Consider the following 19,110-nt stretch of genomic DNA (forward strand, 5'->3'; position numbering starts at 1 on the left):
TTTCCTAGATCGGACGCGCTTCGAGCAGGGCCCAGCCGCGGGACGCCGGGGTGTTGACCAGCTCGAAACCGGACGCGGTGAACAGCGCCTGCCATTCGCGGAGGTCGCGCTCCTTGCCGCCGAAGAGCACCAGCATGTCGATGTCGATGATCTTGGCGTGGTCCCACTGGTTGCGCGGCGGCACGATCTGGTCGATCGCGATGAGGCGGGAGTCGGCGTCGCCGATCGCCGCGCGGATCCGACGCAGCAGCGTGACGCAGGTGTCGTCCGGCCAGTTGTGGACGATCGACTTCAGGATGTACGCGTCGGCGCCGGCCGGCAGCTCGTCGGTGAAGAAGTCGCCGCCCCGCACCTCGACCCGCTCGGTGACACCGTGCTCCTTGAGCAGCGGTTCGGCATCGGCCACCACCTCGGGCAGGTCGAAGAGGACACCGGTGCCCTCGGGGTGACGCTGGAGCATCTTGGCCAGGAAGTAGCCGTTGCTGCCGCCGATGTCGGCGATCCGGCCGAACCGCTCGGGCGCCAGCTCCGCCGCGAACCGGTCGGCGAGCCGCCGGCTCCAGTGGGCCATGAAGCCCTCGAAGAACCGGTTGGCCTCCGGGTGGGCCTGGAGGTAGTCGTAGAAGCCCATGCCGAAGACCTTGTTGAAGGCCGGCTCGCCGGTGCGGACGCTGTGCAGGATCTCCGCGTACGGGAGGCGGTTGAAGTCGGCGCCGCTGAACTGCACCATCGGCCGCAGCCCGCCGATTCGGGCCGACGTCAGCCCCTCGCCGAGCGGGGTCAGCGCGAACGACCAGTCCTCCTGCTCGTCGAAGATGCCGACCGCGCAGGCCGCGCGCAGGATCCGCCGCAGCGCGTCCTCGTGCGACTCGGTCGCCGCCGCCAGTTGGGCTACCGGCACCGGTCCGTCGACGAGCAGGTCGGCAACGCCGAGCTCGGTGACCACGTAGATCACGTTGGCGATCTGTTTGGCGCTTCCCAGCACCGCGATCTGCCGTTCACGCAGGTCAAGTGCCTGCTGCTCGTCGAAGTTCGCGACGGCGGCGAGGCTGGCGTCGGTCATCGTCCATTCCTTTCGTCGGTCACGACCATGGCCGCGTTGAACCCGCCGTAGCCCCTGGCGAGGACGAGCGCCGCGCGTACGGGTGTCTCCCGCGCGACGTCGCGCACCAGGTCGAGGTGCAGGCCCTCGGCCGGCTGGCGGATGTTTGTGGTGGGCGGGATGACTCCGTGCCGGATCGACAGCAGCGCGGAGACGAGGTCGAGCGCCGCCCCGCCCGAGTAGAGCCGGCCGGTCATCGTCTTGGGCGCCGTCACCGGCACCCCACGTGGGCCGAAGACCGCGGTGATCGCCTCGGCCTCGGCGCGGTCGAGCGCCGCGACACCGGCGCCGTCGGCGAAGACGACGTCGATGTCGGCCGGTGTGAGACCGGCGTCGGACACTGCCATCTCGGCCGCCCGACGCAGACCCGGCGGACGGCCGGAGCCGGGCCGGGGGTCGAACGTCGCGCCGTAACCGGCGATCACCCCGTAGACGGCGGCCCCGCGCCGGGCGGCGGCGTGTTCGTCCTCCAACACGAGGATCGCCCCGCCCTCGCCTGGCACGTAACCCGACGCGTTGGCGTCGAACGGCAGGTAAGCCGTGGCCGGATCACGCCCCGTACTGAGGAGGCCGTTGGCGAGCTGGGCCGTCCAGCCCCACGGGCAGAGCGACGCGTCGACGCCGCCGGTCATCACGAGCTGCACGCCTTTGCGCACCTGGCGTCGGGCCTGCGCCACCGCGTCGAGCCCGCCCGCCTGCTCGGTGACGAGCACGCCGGTCGGCCCACGCATCCCGTGGCGGATGGAGATCTGGCCGGTGTTGACAGCGTAGAACCAGGCGAACGACTGGTAGGCGCTGACGTGCTCGGAGCCCTTGCTCCAGAGCTTCTCCAGCTCACGATGGCCGAACTCGAAGCCGCCCGACGCGCTGGCCGTGACGACACCCATGCCGAACTCGGGCAGCGCCGACGGGTCGACCGACGCGTCGGCCAGCGCCCACTGCGCCGCCGTCAACGACAGCCGGGTCATGTGGTCCGTCTGCGCCATCAGCCGGCTCGGGATGTGCTCGGCTGCCTCGTACCCGGGCACCTCACCGGCCAACTGGGCGGGATAACCCGAGGGGTCGAAACGGCTGATCGGCCCGATGCCACCGACCCCGGCGACGGTGGCCGCCCAGAAGGCGTCGCGGCCCAACCCGTTGGGCGCGGCCACCCCGACCCCGGTGACGACAGTGGTCATGCCACACGCGCCAGGAGCATCGCGCTCTGGAAGCCGCCGAACCCGCTGCCCACGCTCAACACCACGTCGGTCTGCTGCTCACGGGCGGTGAGCGGCACGTAGTCGAGGTCGCACTCCGGGTCGCGTTCGTGCAGGTTGGCCGTCGGCGGCACCGCCCCGTGCTTGATCGCCAGGGCCGACGCCGCGATCTCGATCGAGCCGATGGCGCCGAGCGAGTGGCCGATCATCGACTTGATCGAGCTGACCGGGGTGCGGTACGCGTGGTCGCCGAGGCTCCGCTTGAACGCCGCAGTCTCGTGCCTGTCGTTCTGCTTCGTACCCGAGCCGTGCGCGTTGATGTAGTCGACGGCGTCGCCGGGCAGCCGGGCGTCGGCGAGCGCGACCCGGATCGCCTCGGCCATCTCCCGCCCGTCGGGCCGCAGGCCGGTCATGTGGAACGCGTTGGAGCGCGAGGCGAACCCGACCAGTTCGGCGTAGATCTGCGCGCCTCGCCGGCGGGCGTGCTCGAGCTCTTCGAGGACGAACATCGCCGAACCCTCACCGAGAACGAACCCGTCGCGACTGTTGTCGAACGGCCGGGAGGCGTGCGTCGGGTCGTCGTTGCGGGCCGTGGTCGCCTTGATCGCGTCGAAGCAGGCCACGGTGATCGGCGAGATCGGGGCGTCGGTCGCGCCGGCGATCATCACGTCGGCCGAGCCCTCCCGGATCAGCTCCCGGGCGTGGCCGACCGAGTCGAGGCCCGACGTGCAGCCGGTGGAGACCACCGTCGCCGGACCTTCCGCCCCGACCGACCACGCCACCTCGCGGGCGAACGAGCTCGGTACCAGATAGTCGTAGAGGTGCGGGGTGGCGTACCGGTGGTCGGTCAGCCATTTCCGGCCGCCGTCGCTGACCACGACGTACTCCTCTTCGAGGCTCATCGTGGCCCCGACCGCCGTGCCGACACTCACGCCGACCCTTGTCGGGTCGGCGACCTCGAAGCCGCTGTCGGCCAGCGCCTCCCGGGTGCAGACCACTGCCATCTGGGCCGCCCGGTCCATCCGGCGGACCTCCTGCGGCGACAGGCCCTCGGCAACCGGGTCGAAGTCGGCCTCCGCGGCCACCCGCGACCGGAAGGGGGTGGCGTCGAAGAACGACAGGGTACGGGTGGCCGTGCGGCCAGCGGTCAACAGTTCCCAGAACGCCTTGGTGCCCAGTCCACCGGGGGCGATGACGCCAATCCCGGTGATGACCACCCGACGGTCGGATGTGCTCGTCATGGAAGACCTCCTGGCCGCGATGTCCGTGTGAAAGCTAGGGACGGCCGGTCGAACGGCGCTGGAGCGTCGGTCGAGGGCCTGTCACGAGGCCCTGGCGAGCCCCGGGCGCAGTGGCCCGCCGGCGGCCAACACCTCCCGCTGGAGCCGCTGGAGGTCAGGCGAAGGGTCCAGGCCCAACTCCTCACTGAGCACCCGGCGCAGGTGGTGGTACGCCTGCAACGCCTCGCCACGGCGCCCGGAGCGGCTGAGCGCCACGATGAGCTGGCGGTGGAACCACTCGTTGAGCGGGTACGTGCCCACGAGATAGCGCAGCTCGCCGATCAGCTCGCGGTGGCGGCCGAGCGTGATGTCGGCCTGGATGCGCAGCTCCAACGCGCGGATCCACTGCTCCTGGAGGTGGATCGCGTGCGCCTCCAGCGCCGGCCCGAACGTCACGTTGGCGCCCACCGGCCCCGTCCACATGGCCAGCGCCCGCCGCAGCACCTCGGCGCCCTCCTCGGGCCGGTCCGACTCGATGTGCGAGCGACCCTGGTCGAGCATCGTCTCGAACACCTCGGCGTCGAGCTGGCCCGGCTCCACCCTGAGCAGGTAGCCGCGGGCACGGCTCTCCAACACGGTCCGGTCCGGGGTCTCTATGCCCTCCTTCGCGAAGAGCTTGCGCAGGTGGTAGATGTAGGTCTGCACAGTGGTGACGGCGCTGCGCGCCGGATCGTCACCCCACAGCTCCCGGATTATCGAGTCGACCAGAACGACCCGATTGGCCCGCATCACCAGCAGCGCCAACACGGTCCGCACCTTCGGCGGCGTCGGCGTGCAGATCCGGCCCTCGTGGATCACTTCAAGCGACCCGAGAATCTCGTACCTGACCACAGTGGTCCCCCCATTCCCCATAGCACTCGTCGAGACGCTCTCAAGCTATGGATGAGCAGGACGTGTCGGAACGACCGCAGGTAGCGACATCGCGGGTTCTTCCGAGGATCGATGCGTGTCGAAAGTTGTACGGCGCGTACCCCTTCGATCGCTCGATGTTTCCTCCAGGCAACCTCCACCAGGGGCGGGAAGACTCGCCGGGCCCCCACGCCCCTCGGGTTAGGAGTCACACATGTCGCGCCGCCTCTTCACCTCCGAGTCGGTCACCGAAGGTCATCCCGACAAGATCGCCGATCAGATCAGCGACGGGATCCTCGACGCGCTACTGGCACAGGACCCGCACAGCCGGGTCGCCGTCGAAAGCCTGATCACCACCGGCCAGGTCCACGTCGCGGGCGAGGTCACCACGCAGGCCTACGCCGACATCCCGCGCATCGTGCGGGAAACGGTCCTGGGCATCGGGTACGACTCGTCGAAGAAGGGCTTCGACGGCGCCTCCTGCGGCGTCAGCATCTCGATCGGCGCCCAGTCGCCCGACATCGCGCAGGGCGTCGACACGGCTATCGAGCTGCGCGACGGTTCGTCCGGCGGTGGGCTCGACGCCCAGGGCGCGGGCGACCAGGGCATGATGTTCGGCTTCGCCTGCTCGGAGACGCCGGAGCTGATGCCGCTGCCGATCGCTCTGGCCCACCGGCTGGCCCGTCGTCTGGCCGCCGTCCGCAAGGACGGCACAGTGCCGTACCTGCGGCCGGACGGCAAGACCCAGGTCACCGTCGAGTACGACGGCCTACGCCCGGTCCGGCTCGACACCGTCGTGGTCTCCACGCAGCACGCCGCCCACATCTCCCTCGACGAACTGCTCGCCCCCGACATCCGGAACCACGTGATCACGCCGGAGCTGGAGGCGCTCGACCTCGACACCGAGGGTTACCGGCTGTTGGTCAACCCGACGGGCCGGTTCGAGATCGGTGGCCCGATGGGCGACGCCGGCCTGACCGGCCGGAAGATCATCGTCGACACCTACGGCGGGTACGCCCGGCACGGTGGTGGCGCCTTCTCGGGCAAGGACCCGTCGAAGGTCGACCGCTCGGCGGCGTACGCGATGCGGTGGGTGGCGAAGAACGTCGTCGCCGCGGGCCTGGCCGAACGGTGTGAGGCGCAGGTGGCCTACGCGATCGGCAAGGCCCACCCGGTGAGCCTGTTCGTGGAGACGTTCGGGACGGAGACGGTGCCGCTCGACCGGATCGAGAAGGCGATCGGTGAGGTCTTCGACCTGCGCCCGGCGGCGATCATCCGCGACCTGGACCTCCTGCGTCCGATCTACCAGCAGACGGCAGCCTACGGCCACTTCGGCCGTGAACTCCCGGACCTGACCTGGGAGCGCACGGACCGCGCCGCAGACCTCAAGGCCGCTTGTTGAGGAACGTCGCCGGTCGCCAGGGCCTGTTTCATGAGGGCGGTCGAGCCGAGGCGGGCCCGCCGCAGGCCGGCCAGTTCCTATGGAACAGGCCCTAGAACGGCGGGCGGCGCGGGCGTGGCACCAACCGGTCGTGTGGCAGCGTCACCAGTGACGCTGCCACCGCCTTGTTGACCGCGTCGATGCGGGAGACCGCGCCGAGCTTCGCGAAGATGCGACGCAGGTGGCTCTTCACAGTGGCCTCGGTCAGGTCGAGTCGCCGTGCGATCTGGGCGTTGGTCATCGCCTCGGCCGCGAGTTGCAGGATCTCCAGCTCGACGGGAGACAGAATGGTGGACTCCGCGTTCTGCACCTGCACGAGGCTCTGACCGGAGACAGAGAGCAGCACCGAGCCGCTGCCGTCCCGTGCCTTGCGGATCGCGGCGACCAACTCCTCACGACCCACGCTCTTGAGCAGGTAGGCGCGAACCCCGGCGGCGATCAGCCGGCGCAGCAGGTCGGGGCTGTCATACATGCTGAGGATGACGACAGCGCTGTCCGGCGACACCTCACGGATGCGGCGCACCGTTACCACCGGGTCGTCGCCGGGAATCTCGACGTCGAGCAGCACCACGTCGGGCCGCTCCGACGCCGCTTTGGCGACCGCGGTGGACGAGTCGCCCGCCTCGTCGACCACGTCGAGGTCGGCGTGCACCTCGAGCACCCAGCGCAGCCCCTCGCGGACGAGAGCGTGGTCGTCGACTATGAGGATGGTGGTGGTGGCGCCGGCGGGAAACCCGCCGTCGGACCGCGTCAACCTAACCCCCAGACCCCATCCCCCGACGCCAGCGTGCACACGATTGGCACCGTATCGCGGACGTGTGACACCACAGCTATCGTGGCGTCCTCCCGACACGAAGAACGCCACGATCGCCGCGCGACTCTGTCAGTCTTGTGTGGACAGACGGACCAACTCGCCGATGCCGAGGCCCTTGTTGGCGATGTAGAAGCTGCCGTCCTTGGCGATGGCGAACGACATCGGAGAGTCCAGGCCGGTGCTCGCCAGCTCCCGGTGGCTACCGTCGCGCTCCACCCGGATCAACGCGCCGGTGGAATCCCCGGAGCTGAGCCCGTTCTTCGCGATCTCCAGCACGACCAGTCGACCCCGCTTGTCGAACGCGATGTCGATGATGTTGGTGAAGCCGGTCGCGAAGATCGTCGGTTCCTGCCCGGGCACCAGCCGCCACACCCGGGCGCCGCCGTTCGGGAAGGGGTGGCCCGTCAGCTGCCCGATGTAGAAGGCGCCGTCCGGCCCACGGGTGATGGTGACCGGCACGAACTGGATCGGCGTCGTCGAACCGGGCGGCAGACCCCACTCCGGCGGCGCAGGAACCTGCTCCTGCGGCCACACGTGTTCGGCAGTGACCACACCGCGGCGGTCGATCTTGAGCACGTCGTTTGCGGCCGCGTCGAGCGCGTAGACGTCACGCCCGTCGGCGACGACCGCGTACGGCTGGCTCTCCGGAATGACCCCGTCGGGGTTGTTCTGACCCTCGTAGGCGGAGAGGTCGCCGACGACAGACCAGCGGCGCTTCCCTTCGACCCGGAGGATGGTTCCCATCGTGGCCCCGGCCGCACCGAGCAGGTCGCGCGAGACCGGGTCGGTGCTGTAGCCCATCGCCACCAGGAGCTTGCCCTGCCGATCGAAGGCCAGGTCGTGGGCACCGTAGACGGAGAAACCGCCGCCGGTGCTCCGCAGCGACGGCAGGCCCGTCACGACTCGCTTCTGCCAGCCGTGACGGACCGCAGTGATCGCACCGGTCGAGCCGTAGCAGAGGTTGGTGCCGAACGTGCCGGGGATGCACACGTCTTCGCCGCCGAGCCCGGCCTCGGCGACGTAGACGATGCCGGCCCGGTCGATGGCGACACCGCGAGGGTTGTCGAGGTTGCGGGCGACGACGGTCAGTCGCCCAGTGGTCGAGGTGGCCGCCGTGGCGGGCGCGGCAATGCCGGCCACCAGTACCAGCGGCACAGCCAGCGACAACGTTCGTCGCATCGCGTCGAGCATGGGTTCTCCTCAGCAAGCGGGGTTCGGATGCGAACGACGCTGCCGCCGTGGCCTCGAGGCCCGGTGGAGGAAGGCTCGACAGGTCCGCCTACTCCGGCTGATTGGGAGTGCCCCGCCCCAGCTCATAGGGGGATGTCACGCCCTCGTAGGCGAGGTGCATCACCATGCCGTTGGCCGCGTGGTCGAGGTTGTGGCAGTGGTCCATCCAGAGCCCCGGATTGTCCGCCTTGAAGCCGATCTCGTAGATCTCACCGGGAATCACGTCGAGGCTGTCGATCCACCACGGTGACCCGGTCGCGCGGACCCCGTTGCGGGACAGCACCAACGCGTGGTGGCCGTGCAGATGCATCGGGTGGTTCTGGTGGCTGCGGTTGACGATCCGTACCTTGACCACGTCGTCCATCCGGACCATGAGCGTCGGCGTGTTGGGGAAGCTGTGCCCGTTGATGATCGGCACCAGGTGGAGGCCCCCGTTGTAGAAGGACAGCCGGTCGTCGAGGAGTTGGGTGAACGAACGGTCGTACGACGAGCCCGCGTCGAAGGGCCGGGTGCCGCCAGACCCGTACGAGAGCGGGTCGAAGTGGTCCCCGTCGTCAACGATCTTCGGCGTCGAGGTGTCACCCGGTGGTGCCAGGACCAACCCGGCGTCACGGTTGGCGAGGTCGGTCAGACGCACCGGGCCCGCCGGCATCGTGAACGTCACGTCGTAGCGTCCACCGGTCGCCAGACCGAACCGCGGGTCGGTCAGCGGGGTCGGACCGATGACGTCGACCCCGTCGATAGCCGCCACCCGCACCGGCGTGCCGTTGACCGTCAGGGCCCGAGGGCGGCTGTCGGTGGACGGATTGTTGTCGGTGTTGATCAGGCGCAGCCGCACCGGCGTGCCCGGGGCCACCTCCTGGCGTTGCAGCGTGTCACTCGTGCCGAACGAGACGATGTTGTCGTCGGGCGTACGCCACTCGTGGGCCTGCACGACGAAGTCCCGCTCGCCGGCTGGTGGGCCGTCGCGCGGCTCCACGATCAACGCGCCGAACAGACCCCGCCTGATCGCCTCGAGCGGGTTCTGGTGGGTGTGGTACCAGAAGGTGCCGACCTGCTCGGCGATGAACCGGTAGGTGAAGCTGCCGCCCGGCTCCACAGCGTTCTGCGTCGCGCCGGCAACGCCGTCCTCACCGTTGGGGACGTCGAGGCCGTGCCAGTGGATGGTCACGTTCTCGTCGGGAATCTCGTTGTGCAGCGTCACCTCGACGAGGTCTCCCTCGCGGACCCGCAGCTCCGGCCCCGGCGACTGTCCGTTGTACGTCAGCGCCTCGATCTCGGTGCCTGACGAGAGCCGTACCGTGGCGTTCTTCGCGGTCAGGGTGAAGGCCTTGTTGGGCTTGCCGGTCCGCGGCCCTCGCAGGTCGTCGACGGAGGTCCCGCCGTGACCACCGTGACCGATCGACGGGCCGCCGCCGTAGTCGACGTTGTCGTGGGACGTCATGCTCATCCGGTCGGGCAGCCTGCTGCTCTGCGCCACGTAGGTGATACCGGCGACGACGACCAGCACCACGACGGCGGCCTGCGCGGTGGCGCGCAGGGCGCTGGCACGCCGGCCACGGCGTGCGAAGTCGGTAGCGGTCACGACCCGCAGACGATGCACCTGCCAGAGCCACAGCACCAACACCGACAGCAGGATCGGCGCAGCGTGGGTCGCGATGTCGTCGAGGTAGGACGGGACCGGGCGGGACACGTACGCGAAGTAGACGCCAATGACCGTCGCCACCGCCGTCACCTGGACCGGCACGACGAATCGGGGATCGGCGGCGGCGGAGCGCGTCTCGACGTCGACCGGTGCGTCGTCGCGGTTGGCCAGGGTGCGCAGGCCGGGCACGGTCCAGATGACGACGGCCAACATCGGCACCAGCAGGAGCGGCATCTGCACGATCACGCGGTTGTCGGCAAAGATCCAGTCGACGGCGAGCATCAGCCCGATCGCGACGCACTTGAGGACCAGCACCACCAGCGCGGCGACGAGCAGACGCAGCAGTCGACGGGCGCTCTTGCGCAGCGCCTCGGGCGTTGGCCGCCAGGCCAGCCGCGTGGCGAGGATCGCCGCGGACAGCCAGATCAGGAACAGGACCCCGGCCAGGATCCCATCGGCGTTCTCTCCGACCTCAAACATGACGCCAACATACGAAGGATGCGCACCGCACGGCATCCGTTGAGGAACGGTCGGTGCGTACGGCGATCGCCGTAGCGGGCACCGCCCGCGAAACACGGGCCGTAGTCAGCTGCCGGGAGCGACGAGCCCCGTCTGGTAGGCGAGGACGACGAGTTGCGCGCGGTCGCGGACGCGGAGCTTGACCATGGCTCGGTGGACGTGGGTACGGGCCGTGGCCGGGCTCATCGACAGCCGGCGCCCGATCTCCTCGTTCGTCAGCCCGCTGGCCACCAGGCTCATCACCTCGCGCTCGCGGTCGGTCAACACCGCCAGCCGGCCGCCGTCGACCGGCATGGGCGCGACCTTGCTGACGAACGCGCTGACCAGCCGGGCCGTCACCCGCGGCGAGATCAACATGTCGCCGCCGGCCACCACCCGCACCGCCTGGCGCAGCTCGTCGGGCTCGATGTCCTTGAGCAGGAACCCGCTCGCGCCGGCGCGCAGCGCGTCGAAGACGTACTCGTCGAGCTCGAAGGTGGTCAGGACGATGACCCGCACGGCCGGGAACCGCTCGACGATAGCGGCGGTCGCCCGCACGCCGTCGAGCACCGGCATTCGCACGTCCATCAGCACGATGTCCGGCCGGGTCGCGGCGACCATCTCGACAGCCTGGGCGCCGTTGGATGCCTCACCGACCACCTCCAGGTCGTCGCTGTGGTCGAGCAGGCCCCGGAAGCCGGCCCGCACGAGTGTCTGGTCGTCCGCCAGCACCATCCGGATCGTCACGCTGTCTCCTCCACCTCGACCGGCAGCCGCGCGGCCACTCGGAACCCCCCGCCCTGCGACCGGGGCCCGGCCTCGAGCGAACCACCGGCCGCCGTGGCCCGTTCCCGCATGCCGGCCACCCCGTGCCCCCGCCGGCCCGCCCCGGCCCCGACTCCGTCGTCGACGATCTCCACTGTGACGGCGTCACCCGCGTAGGCGATGGTGACGTCGACGGTCGTCGCCGCGGCGTGTTTGACGGTGTTGGTGATCGACTCCTGCACGATCCGGTAGACCGAGAGCGCCACCTCCGGCGGGATCGGGCGCGGGGTGCCGGCGATCCCCGACCGCACCTTCACGCCGGCCTGCTCGGCGACCGCGAAGACGCGGGCCAGATCGGGCACCTCTCCGGCGTCGCGGAGCATGCCGATCGCCGAGCGGACCTCGTGCATGGCGTCTCGGGCCGCGCCCCGGATGCTCCGCAGCGCGGCCCGCGCCTCGGCCGGTTTGCTGTCGAAGATGTCGTCGGCGAGGCTCGCCTGCACACTGATCGCGGCGATCGTGTGACCGAGTACGTCGTGGACCTCGCGAGCGATGCGGAGCCGCTCCTGGGCGACCTCGTGTTGACGCTCCTGGCGCATCACCGCGAGACGCTGCTGTGCCTCGGCCAGCCGGTCCCGGCGGGTGCGGATCGTCTCGGCGAGCAGCACCACTGCCGCGAGCAACGAACCCTCTTCGAGGGTGGCCGAGAGGGCGGGAAAGAAACCCTCGCCGAACAGCGTGTACCGCATGATCAGCTCAAGGACGACGAAGAACCCGGCGACGACGAGCGCCCAGGTGAACCGGCCGGCGGCCGCCACGGAGAAGAGGGCGGCGGCCAGCGGGAGGGCGGGCGGGATGCCCGGGTACTCGAGCGCGTAGTAGATCATCAGCGCGGTGACCGAGCCGACCAGCACCAGCAGCGGCCACCGGCGCCGGAAGACCAGCAGCAGCCCGATCACCGCGCCGATCGCGTAGGCGCGCGCGTCCGGCGGCCGGGCGCCGGGCTCGTCGGCGACCCGGATCGCCACTGCCACGACGGCCGCGACGACGACCGCGATGAGCGCATCGATCGCGATTCGTCTGACCGCCGGGTTCATGTCCGCAACGGTACGACGCGCGCACGGTCCGTTAGCGAGGGCCCCTTCCCAACCGGAAACCGTCGGCAAGGGGCCCGTCGGCTCAGCCGCGGCGGAGCGAGAGCAGGGTCTGCCCGGTGGGGATCACGGTGCTGCCGTCCACCTGGAGCCCGGCCTTCTCGCCAAGTTCGGCGTACTCGCGCCAGGTCCTCGCCTTGCCCGCCATGAGCGAGAGGAGGCGCAGGTCCATCTGGGTGATGAACATCAGTCGGGCCGGGTCATCGGGGAAGTTGTCGTTCTCGTCCTTCACCAGGATCTGCACGATCAGCACCTTTCCGGTAGTGCCGATCGCGTCCGCCGCCCGCTGGAGGATCTTCTCGGCGGCGCTGTCGTTCCAGTCGTGCAGGACGTTCGACAGGATGTAGACGTCGGCGCCGGTCGGAAGCGGGTCGAAGATGCTCCCGCTGACCACCTCGGCGCGGTCGGCGATGCCCGCCGCCTCGAATCGGGCCCGGCCCTGCTCGACGACGCCCGGCAGGTCGACCACTGTGCCGCGCAGGTGCGGCTGGGCCTTGAGGATCTCGGTGAGCAGGGCGCCGGTGCCGCCGCCGACGTCGATGACGTGGTTGACGGTGCTCCAGTCGTAGCCCTGGACGACCTGGTCGAAGTAGCTCGCGTGGGTGGCCATCAGCGCGCCGAACGACGTGGCCCGGTCGGGGTTGGTGGCCAGGTCGTCCCAGAACTCGATGCCGTAACGCACGGGGTACGCCGCGTCGCCGGTGCGGATCGAGTGGGTCAGCGAGCTGAACGTGCCCTCGATCCGGCCGGCCATCGAGTCGACGTCGAGCCAGGGACGTTGGGCGGCGGGATGGTCGGTCTTGAGGAACTCGGCGGCTTCCGTCAGGGCGTACACCCGTGGCTCGGTCTCCTTGAAGACGCCGCGGACCGCGAGGTAGCGCAGCAGCCGGTGCAGCGCGTCGGGATTGGCCTTCGTCGCCGCAGCGAGCTCGTCGAGCGTGGTGGTGCCCGCGGCGATCAGGTCGGCGAGGCCGAGCGTCGCCGCGGCCCGCACTGCCCACGGCGTGATCGTGTCGGTCAGCGAGTAGAGATTGACCCGATTTTCCGTCATGGCGGCGAGCTTCGACGACGGCGCTCAAGACCTGCTCGAAGCCGCGTCGATCGACCGGTTCTCCAGCCGGGTTCGAGTGGGCGGGCGCAGGCTGCGCCTGTCACGGCCGCCATGCGAAGGGGACACGATGGGCGCCAGCCACCAGGAGCGCGGAGCGATCGAGGTCATTCAGGACCTCATGCAGCAGAAGTGGGTCTACGAGCTGTTCGGCGAGATCGGCGCGCGCCAGGGTGCCTCGGCCGCGCACGTCGAGCGGCTGAGGGCGGTCGACGCCGCCGCGCACGTGTTCTGGCCGTTCCAGGCACCGCCATTTCCGGTGATCGCGGCCACCGCCAGCGGATCGACGTTGACCGACGTCGACGGCAACGACTACCTCGACTGCCACATGGGATACGGCGCTCAGGCGCTGCACGGGCACAACCCGGCGCCGGTCGTCGACTTCGTGCGCGAGCACCTCGGCAAGGGCACCGGCAACGGCTACACCAACGCGTTGGAGCTGGAACTGGCGACGCTGCTGCGGGAACTGCTCCCGCACAACGAGAAGTTCGCCTTCCAACACTCGGGGACGGGTGCCACCCAGTCGGCGATCCGGCTCTGCCGTGCGCACACCGGGCGGCGAATGGTCGCCAAGTTCGAGGGCACCCTGCACGGGTCCCACGACCTGGCTGTCCACAACACCGCGCCCTGGTATCACGGGCACCCCGCGGTGCCGTTCCCAGAGATCGGCAAGGACGGCATTCCGCTGGTCTCGGCATTCGCTGGCGTCACCCCGGCCGAGCCGCGCGACCTGCTCATCCTTCCCAACGACACAGCTCTCGCTGTCGAGTTGATCGAGCGCCACGCGGGCGAGTTGGCGTGCATCCTGGCCGAGCCGGCCGCCTCGTCGTTCCCGTTCGAGGAGACGACGATCCCGATGATCCGCGAGGTGGCGGTGGCCGCCCAGCGGCTCGGGGTGCCGTTCATCCTCGACGAGGTACTGACGGGCTTCCGTTCGGGGCTCGGCGGCGCCGCGCAGAAGTTCGACATTCCGACCGACCTCGTCACCTACGGCAAGGTGATCAGCGGGCTCGGGCTGCCGCTGTCGGCGATCGGCGGTCGGGCCGACATCCTGGACATCTCGCAGACCAGTGGGCAGTCCTGGACCGACTTCGGCCAGAAGACCGGCCTGCAGGGCAGCCACACCGGCAACCACCTGTCGGTGGCGGCGTCGCTGGCCACGCTCCAACTGCTCCGCGACAAGGGGCCCGCCTACTACACGGACCTGCGGGCCAAGGTCGACCGGGTCCAGGCGCGGCTGGCCGCGTTCCGGGCGGCCGAGGGGATCCCGCTGCGCATGGTGGGGTTCGGCGACTACATCGGGTGCTTCCAGTTCCTTCCGGAAGACTCCTACACCGACTACCGGGACTACTCGCGGGCACTCAACCCCGCGACGTTCATCCTCACGCTGCTGCTGCGCAAGCGCGGCATCTACACGCTCGGCATGCCGATGTTATTCGCCGGCGGCGCTCACAGCGACGCCGACGTGGACCGGCTGACCGACGCCGTGCTGGAGAGCACGCTGGAGCTTCGCGCCAACGACTTCCCCTTCGACCTGGCGTGGCCGGCGACGTCCGCGTGGGGCTCCGGCTCCTCCGAGTGGGGTTCGGGCTCCTCCGACTGGTCGTAGCCACCTCCGCGTCATCGGGCCCGGGTCAGCTCCTGACCCGGGCCCTCCTCATGTGCCGTACAGGTCATACGCAAATAGCCGTACTTGACTAATCGTACGCGAAAGCGTGTAGTCGAAGGGTGGGTCCGCTGTCGACCCCGTCCGACTTCAGGAGGAACGCGATGACGGAGAGCTGGACCGACGAACGCAGCGCCGCCCCACCCAATCCGCGCCGATGGCTGATCCTGGCCGTCATTCTGGCCGGGGCATTCATGATTCTGTTGGCAACGACGATCGTCAATGTCGCTGTCGCGCCGATCCAGCGCGACCTCCAGTCGACCTACACGGCGATGGAGTGGGTCATCGCCGGCTACGCGCTCGGCTACGGCCTGTTGCTCATCCCCGCCGGGCGGATCGGCGACCGCTTCGGCCACCGCAAGCTGTTCCTCATCGGCGTCGCGGGGTTCACTATCGCGTCCGCGGCGTCGGCGCTCGCTGCCACACCCGGCCAGCTGATCGCGTTCCAGGTGGTGCAGGGCATGATGGCCGGCATTCTCAACCCGCCAGTGCTGGCGCTGATCCAGACCACGTTCCCGGCGAAGGAGACCGGAAAGGCGTACGGGATCTACGGCGCGATCGGCGGCATCGCGACGGCCAGCGGCCCGCTCCTCGGCGGCCTGCTGATCGCGTGGGACCTCAACGGCTGGGACTGGCGACCGGTGTTCCTGCTCAACGTGCCGATCGGCCTGGCCACGTTCATCGCCGCGCTGATCCTGGTGCCCGAGTCGCGAGGCCGCCGCGGTGGTCTCGACGTGATCGGCATGCTGCTCGTCTCGGCCGCCGTCCTGCTGCTGGCCGTCCCCCTGGTCGAGGGCCAGCGCCTGGGTTGGCCGGCATGGACGTTCGTGTCGATGGCAGCGGCGCTGCCCGCGCTGGCCGTCTTCGCGGTGTGGGAGTTGCGCCGGGCCCGACGCGCCCAGGTCCCGCTCGTGAGCATGCGCCTGTTCTCGCACCGCTCGTTCTCCGCCGGCGTCGGCATCAGCCTCTGCTACTTCGCGGGCTTCATCGGCCTGCTCTTCGCGCTCTCGCTGCACCTGCAGATCGGCCTGGAGAAGTCCGCCCTGACGACCGGCCTGATCCTGCTGCCGTTCTCGTTCGGCACACTGGTCGGCGCGGCCATCTCCGACAACGTCGCCCGGGCGCTCGGTCGTGGCGTCCTGATGCTCGGCGCGGGCATCGTGATCGTCGGCATGGTGGGCATCATCGCCACGATCCACTGGTGGGGCTCCGGCCTGGAGCTACTGCCGGCCCTGCTCTTCGCCGGCTTCGGCTCGGGCCTGGTGATCGCGCCGAGCGTCGAGATCGTGCTGGCCGGTGTGCCCTGGCAGGACGCGGGCGCGGCCAGCGGTGTGCTCGGCACCGCCCAGCGTCTCGGCCAGGCGATCGGCGTCGCGGTGGCCGGCGTGGTCCTCTTCGGAACGCTCGGCTCCTACTCGGGGACGGCCGCCGAGAAGGCGAGCCCGGAGCTGCAGGCATCGCTCGTGGCGGCGGGCCTGCCGCCGGCCGAGGCGAGCGCCGCGACGACCACCTTCGCCGACTGTTTCATCCGCCAGTCGCGTGCGTCGGATCCGACGGCCACGCCGCCCGGCTGTGCGGACTCGGCGCCGGGTCCGGTCGGCGAGGCCTTCGACAGCGCTGCCACGTCGGCACTGGAGACCAACTTCAACCGCGCGGTCCAGTGGACCGTCGGCACCGTCCTGGTCGGCGTGATCCTCACGTTCCTTCTCGTCTACCTGCTGCCCCGCCGACCCGAAGAGCCCTGGGCCGAGGCGAGCAAGCCCGATTGGAACGTGACGACGACCCAGCCCGAGCCCGCTCAGTGACAGGCCGCCAGCCCCGGCCCCGGAGATGCCACAGGGGTCGGGGCTGGCGTCGTCACGAGGTGGTCATCGAGGTCGGTTGGTTGGCCATCAGCTTGGGCAACTGGTCGAGCAGCTCGTCGTGCCAGGCGAGCTCGGTACGAAGTCGGAGTTCGGTATGACGGAAGGTCGTCCACTCCAGGCCGCGGATGTGCGGCGCCGCCAGCTCCCGGAGCGCGAGCCACGAGTCGAGCTGCTCGGCGAGGGCCTTCCGGCGCGCCACGATGATCGTGCGCAGCGCGGCCTCTCCGATGTCGATCACGTTCTGCAGGGCCAGGTCGACCGGGTCGTGACGGAGCTTGGTGTCGCGCAGCGCCTCGTCGCGGTGGTCGATCAGCTCCGCCGCGCCAGCCGAGGTGAGCGCGTAGATCGTGCGGGCGGGTCGGTTGCCCTCCTGCTCGGTCCGGACCGCCTCGATGACGCCCTCGACCTGCATTCGGTGCAGCGCGCCGTAGAGCGACCCCGGCTTGACGTCGCTCCACAGCTCGGTACGGTCGACCTGGGCCGCCCGGCGGATCTGGTGCCCATGCATGGGGCCCCCGCGCGCGAGCGCACCGAGTACGAACAGGCGAGTGCTATTCACGGCATTAGTCCAACACGAGTGCCCGTTTGCGGGCAAGTTACCCAGAGCAATCCTTGAGCGGCCCGCTATCCATGAAACGTCGGGTCGCAAAGCCTCGGCAGGACGATCAGCGAAGCCGCGATGGCCCTGTTGACCGCGTCGATCCGGGACACCGCGCCGAGTTTGGCGAAGATGTTGCGCAGGTGGCGCTTGACCGTCGCCTCCGACAGGCAGAGCCGGCCGGCGATCTGGGCGTTGCTCATCGCCTGACCGACCAACTGCAGGACCTCGCGCTCACGGTCCGACAGCGTGCTGTGCACCGGCCCTTGCACCTGGGTCAGGCTCTCCCGCGACACCGCCAGCATCACCGGCGCGTCATCGGCGCGGGCGCCGCGGATCGCCGCCACCAACTCCTGGCGCGTCGAGTTCTTCAGCAGGTAGCCGCAGATGCCGAGGGTCAACAACTCACGCAACAGCGTCGGGCCGTCGAACATGCTGAGGATGATGACCCGGCTCGCCGGCGCGACGTCGCGGATCCGGCGGACCGTGGTGGTCACCCCGTCGCCGGGGATCTGCACGTCGAGCAGCACGATGTCGGGCTGGCGGATTCGGATCTCGTTGATCGCGGCGCCGCTGTCGCCGGCCTCGCCGACGACCACCAGGTCGCGCTGGGCGTCGAGGATCTCCCGGAGGCCGTCGCGCACCACGACGTGGTCGTCGACCAGCACGATGCGGGTCGGCTCGATCATCGTGACGGTCACCGGCCGGCCCCCGCCCCGACGGCGAGCAGCGGCACGACAAGCTCGACCGAAGCGCCCTGGTGGCCCGCCGCGCGCAGCGCGAGGCGACCGCCGACGACCGCCGCGCGCTCAGCCATCGCGCGCAGGCCGGAGCCGTCGCGCACCGTCGCGAGGTCGAAGCCCACCCCGTCGTCGGCGACTGTCGCCCGCAGCTCGTGCGGGGTGATGTCGATGACCGCGTGGATCACCCGAGCGCCGGAGTGGGCCACCGCGTTGCGCAGCGCTTCGCGGACGACCAGAAACACCTCGTCGAGCACCTCGGGCGGCACCCACGACTCGTCGCCGTTGATCTCGGTGTGCAGGCGTGTGTCGCCCGTCTCGACAGTCGACAGGAAATTGGCCAGCGCCTCGTCGAGTGATCCGAGCGGCTGAGAGAGCCGAAGGTCGGCGATGAGCACACGCAGATAGCCGACCGCGTCGTGAAGCGACTCCCGGGCGATGACCACCCGGCGGTCCACGTCGTCGTGGCGTCGTTCCTGGGCAAGCTCGTGGGCCTCCAGGTTGCGGTACGCCGCACTGAGGCTGTGGCCCAGCCGGTCGTGCAGCTCGCGCGCGATCAACGAACGCTCGGCGATCTGCGCCTGATGGACCTCGTTCATCAGGCCGGCGGCATAGCGCGAACTCGCGTCGGCCAGCCGGGTCAGTGTCGTACGGGTGAGCGCGTCGGCGACCAGCGCCAGGATCGCGCCTTGATCGGGCTGGCCGGCCAACTGCTCCAGCGCGTCTGCCAACACGATGTCGGCCAGCGCGACGACCGCGCGAAAGCACTCGCGTGGGTGAAGCTCGACGTCCTCCGTGGACACTGCCGGCGGCGGTGTCGACAGCGGGTCGGTCGTCTCACGACGAATCTCGGCCATCGTCTCGTGCAGCAGGACGTCGGCCTGCGCCGTGTAGCTGTCGATCAGGCCAGCGGCTCCTTCGAAGTCGTCACTCGCAGCGGCAAGACGCTGACGGTAGGCGGCAAGAATCGGTTGATGCCTGCGTTCGAGAACCTTGGCAGCGGTCCTCCGCAGCGCATCGTTTCCAACAACCATTGCGGATCCCCCGGTGTGTGCCCTATTGCTCCCCAGGTGCGGGCACGGACGGCTCTCCCCAGCGCCGGCTGCCCGCCGTGTCGCCGACTCCCCCCGTCGTGGGCGACAAAAGCACTCAGATCGGA

Annotated in this window: 16 protein-coding genes; 3 read left to right on the plus strand and 13 right to left on the minus strand. The window is 69.9% G+C overall.

Going from position 1 to position 19,110, the window contains the following annotated elements; all coding sequences use genetic code 11:
• Positions 1-4: 4 nt before the first annotated feature.
• The 4 genes from OG992_RS17555 to OG992_RS17570 form a co-directional block, all read right to left on the minus strand.
• Positions 5-1,063: a methyltransferase gene (locus OG992_RS17555; protein ID WP_266303758.1), complete on the minus strand. Its 1,059-nt coding sequence runs from the start codon at positions 1,061-1,063 to the stop codon at positions 5-7.
• Positions 1,060-2,280 carry a ketosynthase chain-length factor gene (locus OG992_RS17560; protein ID WP_238683684.1) on the minus strand — a complete coding sequence of 407 codons (1,221 nt, stop codon included), beginning with the start codon at positions 2,278-2,280 and terminating at the stop codon, positions 1,060-1,062. Before OG992_RS17560 ends, OG992_RS17555 begins: the two co-directional genes overlap by 4 nt.
• Positions 2,277-3,539, minus strand: a complete 1,263-nt coding sequence (locus OG992_RS17565) for a beta-ketoacyl synthase (protein ID WP_091394937.1) — start codon at positions 3,537-3,539, stop codon at positions 2,277-2,279. Before OG992_RS17565 ends, OG992_RS17560 begins: the two co-directional genes overlap by 4 nt.
• 81 nt (positions 3,540-3,620) lie before the next feature.
• Positions 3,621-4,430, minus strand: coding sequence for an AfsR/SARP family transcriptional regulator (locus tag OG992_RS17570; protein WP_196920881.1), 810 nt, complete (start codon positions 4,428-4,430; stop codon positions 3,621-3,623).
• A 211-nt stretch (positions 4,431-4,641) separates the two neighbouring features.
• On the opposite strand from OG992_RS17570, the gene metK reads away from it, so the two are divergent.
• Positions 4,642-5,829 carry a methionine adenosyltransferase gene (gene metK, locus OG992_RS17575; RefSeq protein ID WP_238683686.1) on the plus strand — a complete coding sequence of 396 codons (1,188 nt, stop codon included), beginning with the start codon at positions 4,642-4,644 and terminating at the stop codon, positions 5,827-5,829.
• A gap of 91 nt (positions 5,830-5,920) precedes the next feature.
• Here the strand turns inward: metK and OG992_RS17580 are convergent, their stop codons facing one another.
• From OG992_RS17580 to OG992_RS17605, 6 genes are all read right to left on the minus strand, one after another.
• Entirely contained in the window at positions 5,921-6,622 is a 702-nt protein-coding gene (locus OG992_RS17580; RefSeq protein ID WP_266303759.1) for a response regulator transcription factor, read from the minus strand.
• A gap of 129 nt (positions 6,623-6,751) precedes the next feature.
• The gene (locus OG992_RS17585) at positions 6,752-7,873 is read right to left on the minus strand and encodes a ScyD/ScyE family protein (protein WP_238683688.1); all 1,122 of its coding nucleotides are present in this window, start codon (positions 7,871-7,873) and stop codon (positions 6,752-6,754) included.
• Positions 7,874-7,961: 88 nt separating this feature from the next.
• Positions 7,962-10,037, minus strand: coding sequence for a multicopper oxidase family protein (locus OG992_RS17590; protein ID WP_238683689.1), 2,076 nt, complete (start codon positions 10,035-10,037; stop codon positions 7,962-7,964).
• Between the two features lie 105 nt (positions 10,038-10,142).
• Positions 10,143-10,802 (minus strand): response regulator transcription factor, encoded by a 660-nt coding sequence (locus OG992_RS17595; protein WP_238683690.1) that lies wholly within the window; start codon positions 10,800-10,802, stop codon positions 10,143-10,145.
• Entirely contained in the window at positions 10,799-11,917 is a 1,119-nt protein-coding gene (locus OG992_RS17600; RefSeq protein ID WP_238683691.1) for a sensor histidine kinase, read from the minus strand. The genes OG992_RS17595 and OG992_RS17600 overlap by 4 nt, the downstream gene beginning before the upstream one ends.
• 82 nt (positions 11,918-11,999) lie before the next feature.
• Entirely contained in the window at positions 12,000-13,025 is a 1,026-nt protein-coding gene (locus OG992_RS17605; RefSeq protein ID WP_266303760.1) for a methyltransferase, read from the minus strand.
• A gap of 127 nt (positions 13,026-13,152) precedes the next feature.
• Here OG992_RS17605 and OG992_RS17610 point away from each other — a divergent pair, with 127 nt between their 5' ends.
• Positions 13,153-14,691, plus strand: a complete 1,539-nt coding sequence (locus OG992_RS17610) for an aminotransferase class III-fold pyridoxal phosphate-dependent enzyme (protein ID WP_266303761.1) — start codon at positions 13,153-13,155, stop codon at positions 14,689-14,691.
• Between the two features lie 161 nt (positions 14,692-14,852).
• Positions 14,853-16,553, plus strand: a complete 1,701-nt coding sequence (locus OG992_RS17615) for an MFS transporter (protein ID WP_238683694.1) — start codon at positions 14,853-14,855, stop codon at positions 16,551-16,553.
• Positions 16,554-16,605: 52 nt separating this feature from the next.
• On the opposite strand, the gene OG992_RS17620 is transcribed toward OG992_RS17615, so the two are convergent.
• The 3 genes from OG992_RS17620 to OG992_RS17630 all read right to left on the minus strand — a co-directional run bounded on the left by OG992_RS17620 (position 16,606) and on the right by OG992_RS17630 (position 18,985).
• Entirely contained in the window at positions 16,606-17,172 is a 567-nt protein-coding gene (locus OG992_RS17620) for a PadR family transcriptional regulator (RefSeq protein WP_266303762.1), read from the minus strand.
• A 65-nt stretch (positions 17,173-17,237) separates the two neighbouring features.
• Positions 17,238-17,912 carry a response regulator transcription factor gene (locus OG992_RS17625; RefSeq protein ID WP_238683696.1) on the minus strand — a complete coding sequence of 225 codons (675 nt, stop codon included), beginning with the start codon at positions 17,910-17,912 and terminating at the stop codon, positions 17,238-17,240.
• Positions 17,909-18,985, minus strand: a complete 1,077-nt coding sequence (locus OG992_RS17630; RefSeq protein ID WP_266303763.1) for a sensor histidine kinase — start codon at positions 18,983-18,985, stop codon at positions 17,909-17,911. The genes OG992_RS17625 and OG992_RS17630 overlap by 4 nt, the downstream gene beginning before the upstream one ends.
• Positions 18,986-19,110 lie beyond the last annotated feature (125 nt).

Source organism: Micromonospora sp. NBC_00362 (assembly GCF_026342155.1).
GTDB classification, from domain to species: Bacteria; Actinomycetota; Actinomycetes; order Mycobacteriales; family Micromonosporaceae; genus Micromonospora; species Micromonospora hortensis.

Bases quoted from the DNA above. Each gene is read 5' to 3' on its own strand.
- OG992_RS17565 (WP_091394937.1), bottom strand. From the start codon at position 3,539: ATGACGAGCACATCCGACCGTCGGGTGGTCATCACCGGGATTGGCGTC.
- OG992_RS17610 (WP_266303761.1), top strand. From the start codon at position 13,153: ATGGGCGCCAGCCACCAGGAGCGCGGAGCGATCGAGGTCATTCAGGAC.
- OG992_RS17555 (WP_266303758.1), bottom strand. From the start codon at position 1,063: ATGACCGACGCCAGCCTCGCCGCCGTCGCGAACTTCGACGAGCAGCAG.
- OG992_RS17560 (WP_238683684.1), bottom strand. From the start codon at position 2,280: ATGACCACTGTCGTCACCGGGGTCGGGGTGGCCGCGCCCAACGGGTTG.
- OG992_RS17570 (WP_196920881.1), bottom strand. From the start codon at position 4,430: ATGGGGAATGGGGGGACCACTGTGGTCAGGTACGAGATTCTCGGGTCG.
- OG992_RS17600 (WP_238683691.1), bottom strand. From the start codon at position 11,917: ATGAACCCGGCGGTCAGACGAATCGCGATCGATGCGCTCATCGCGGTC.
- OG992_RS17630 (WP_266303763.1), bottom strand. From the start codon at position 18,985: ATGGTTGTTGGAAACGATGCGCTGCGGAGGACCGCTGCCAAGGTTCTC.
- OG992_RS17585 (WP_238683688.1), bottom strand. From the start codon at position 7,873: ATGCTCGACGCGATGCGACGAACGTTGTCGCTGGCTGTGCCGCTGGTA.
- OG992_RS17615 (WP_238683694.1), top strand. From the start codon at position 14,853: ATGACGGAGAGCTGGACCGACGAACGCAGCGCCGCCCCACCCAATCCG.
- OG992_RS17590 (WP_238683689.1), bottom strand. From the start codon at position 10,037: ATGTTTGAGGTCGGAGAGAACGCCGATGGGATCCTGGCCGGGGTCCTG.
- OG992_RS17605 (WP_266303760.1), bottom strand. From the start codon at position 13,025: ATGACGGAAAATCGGGTCAATCTCTACTCGCTGACCGACACGATCACG.
- metK (WP_238683686.1), top strand. From the start codon at position 4,642: ATGTCGCGCCGCCTCTTCACCTCCGAGTCGGTCACCGAAGGTCATCCC.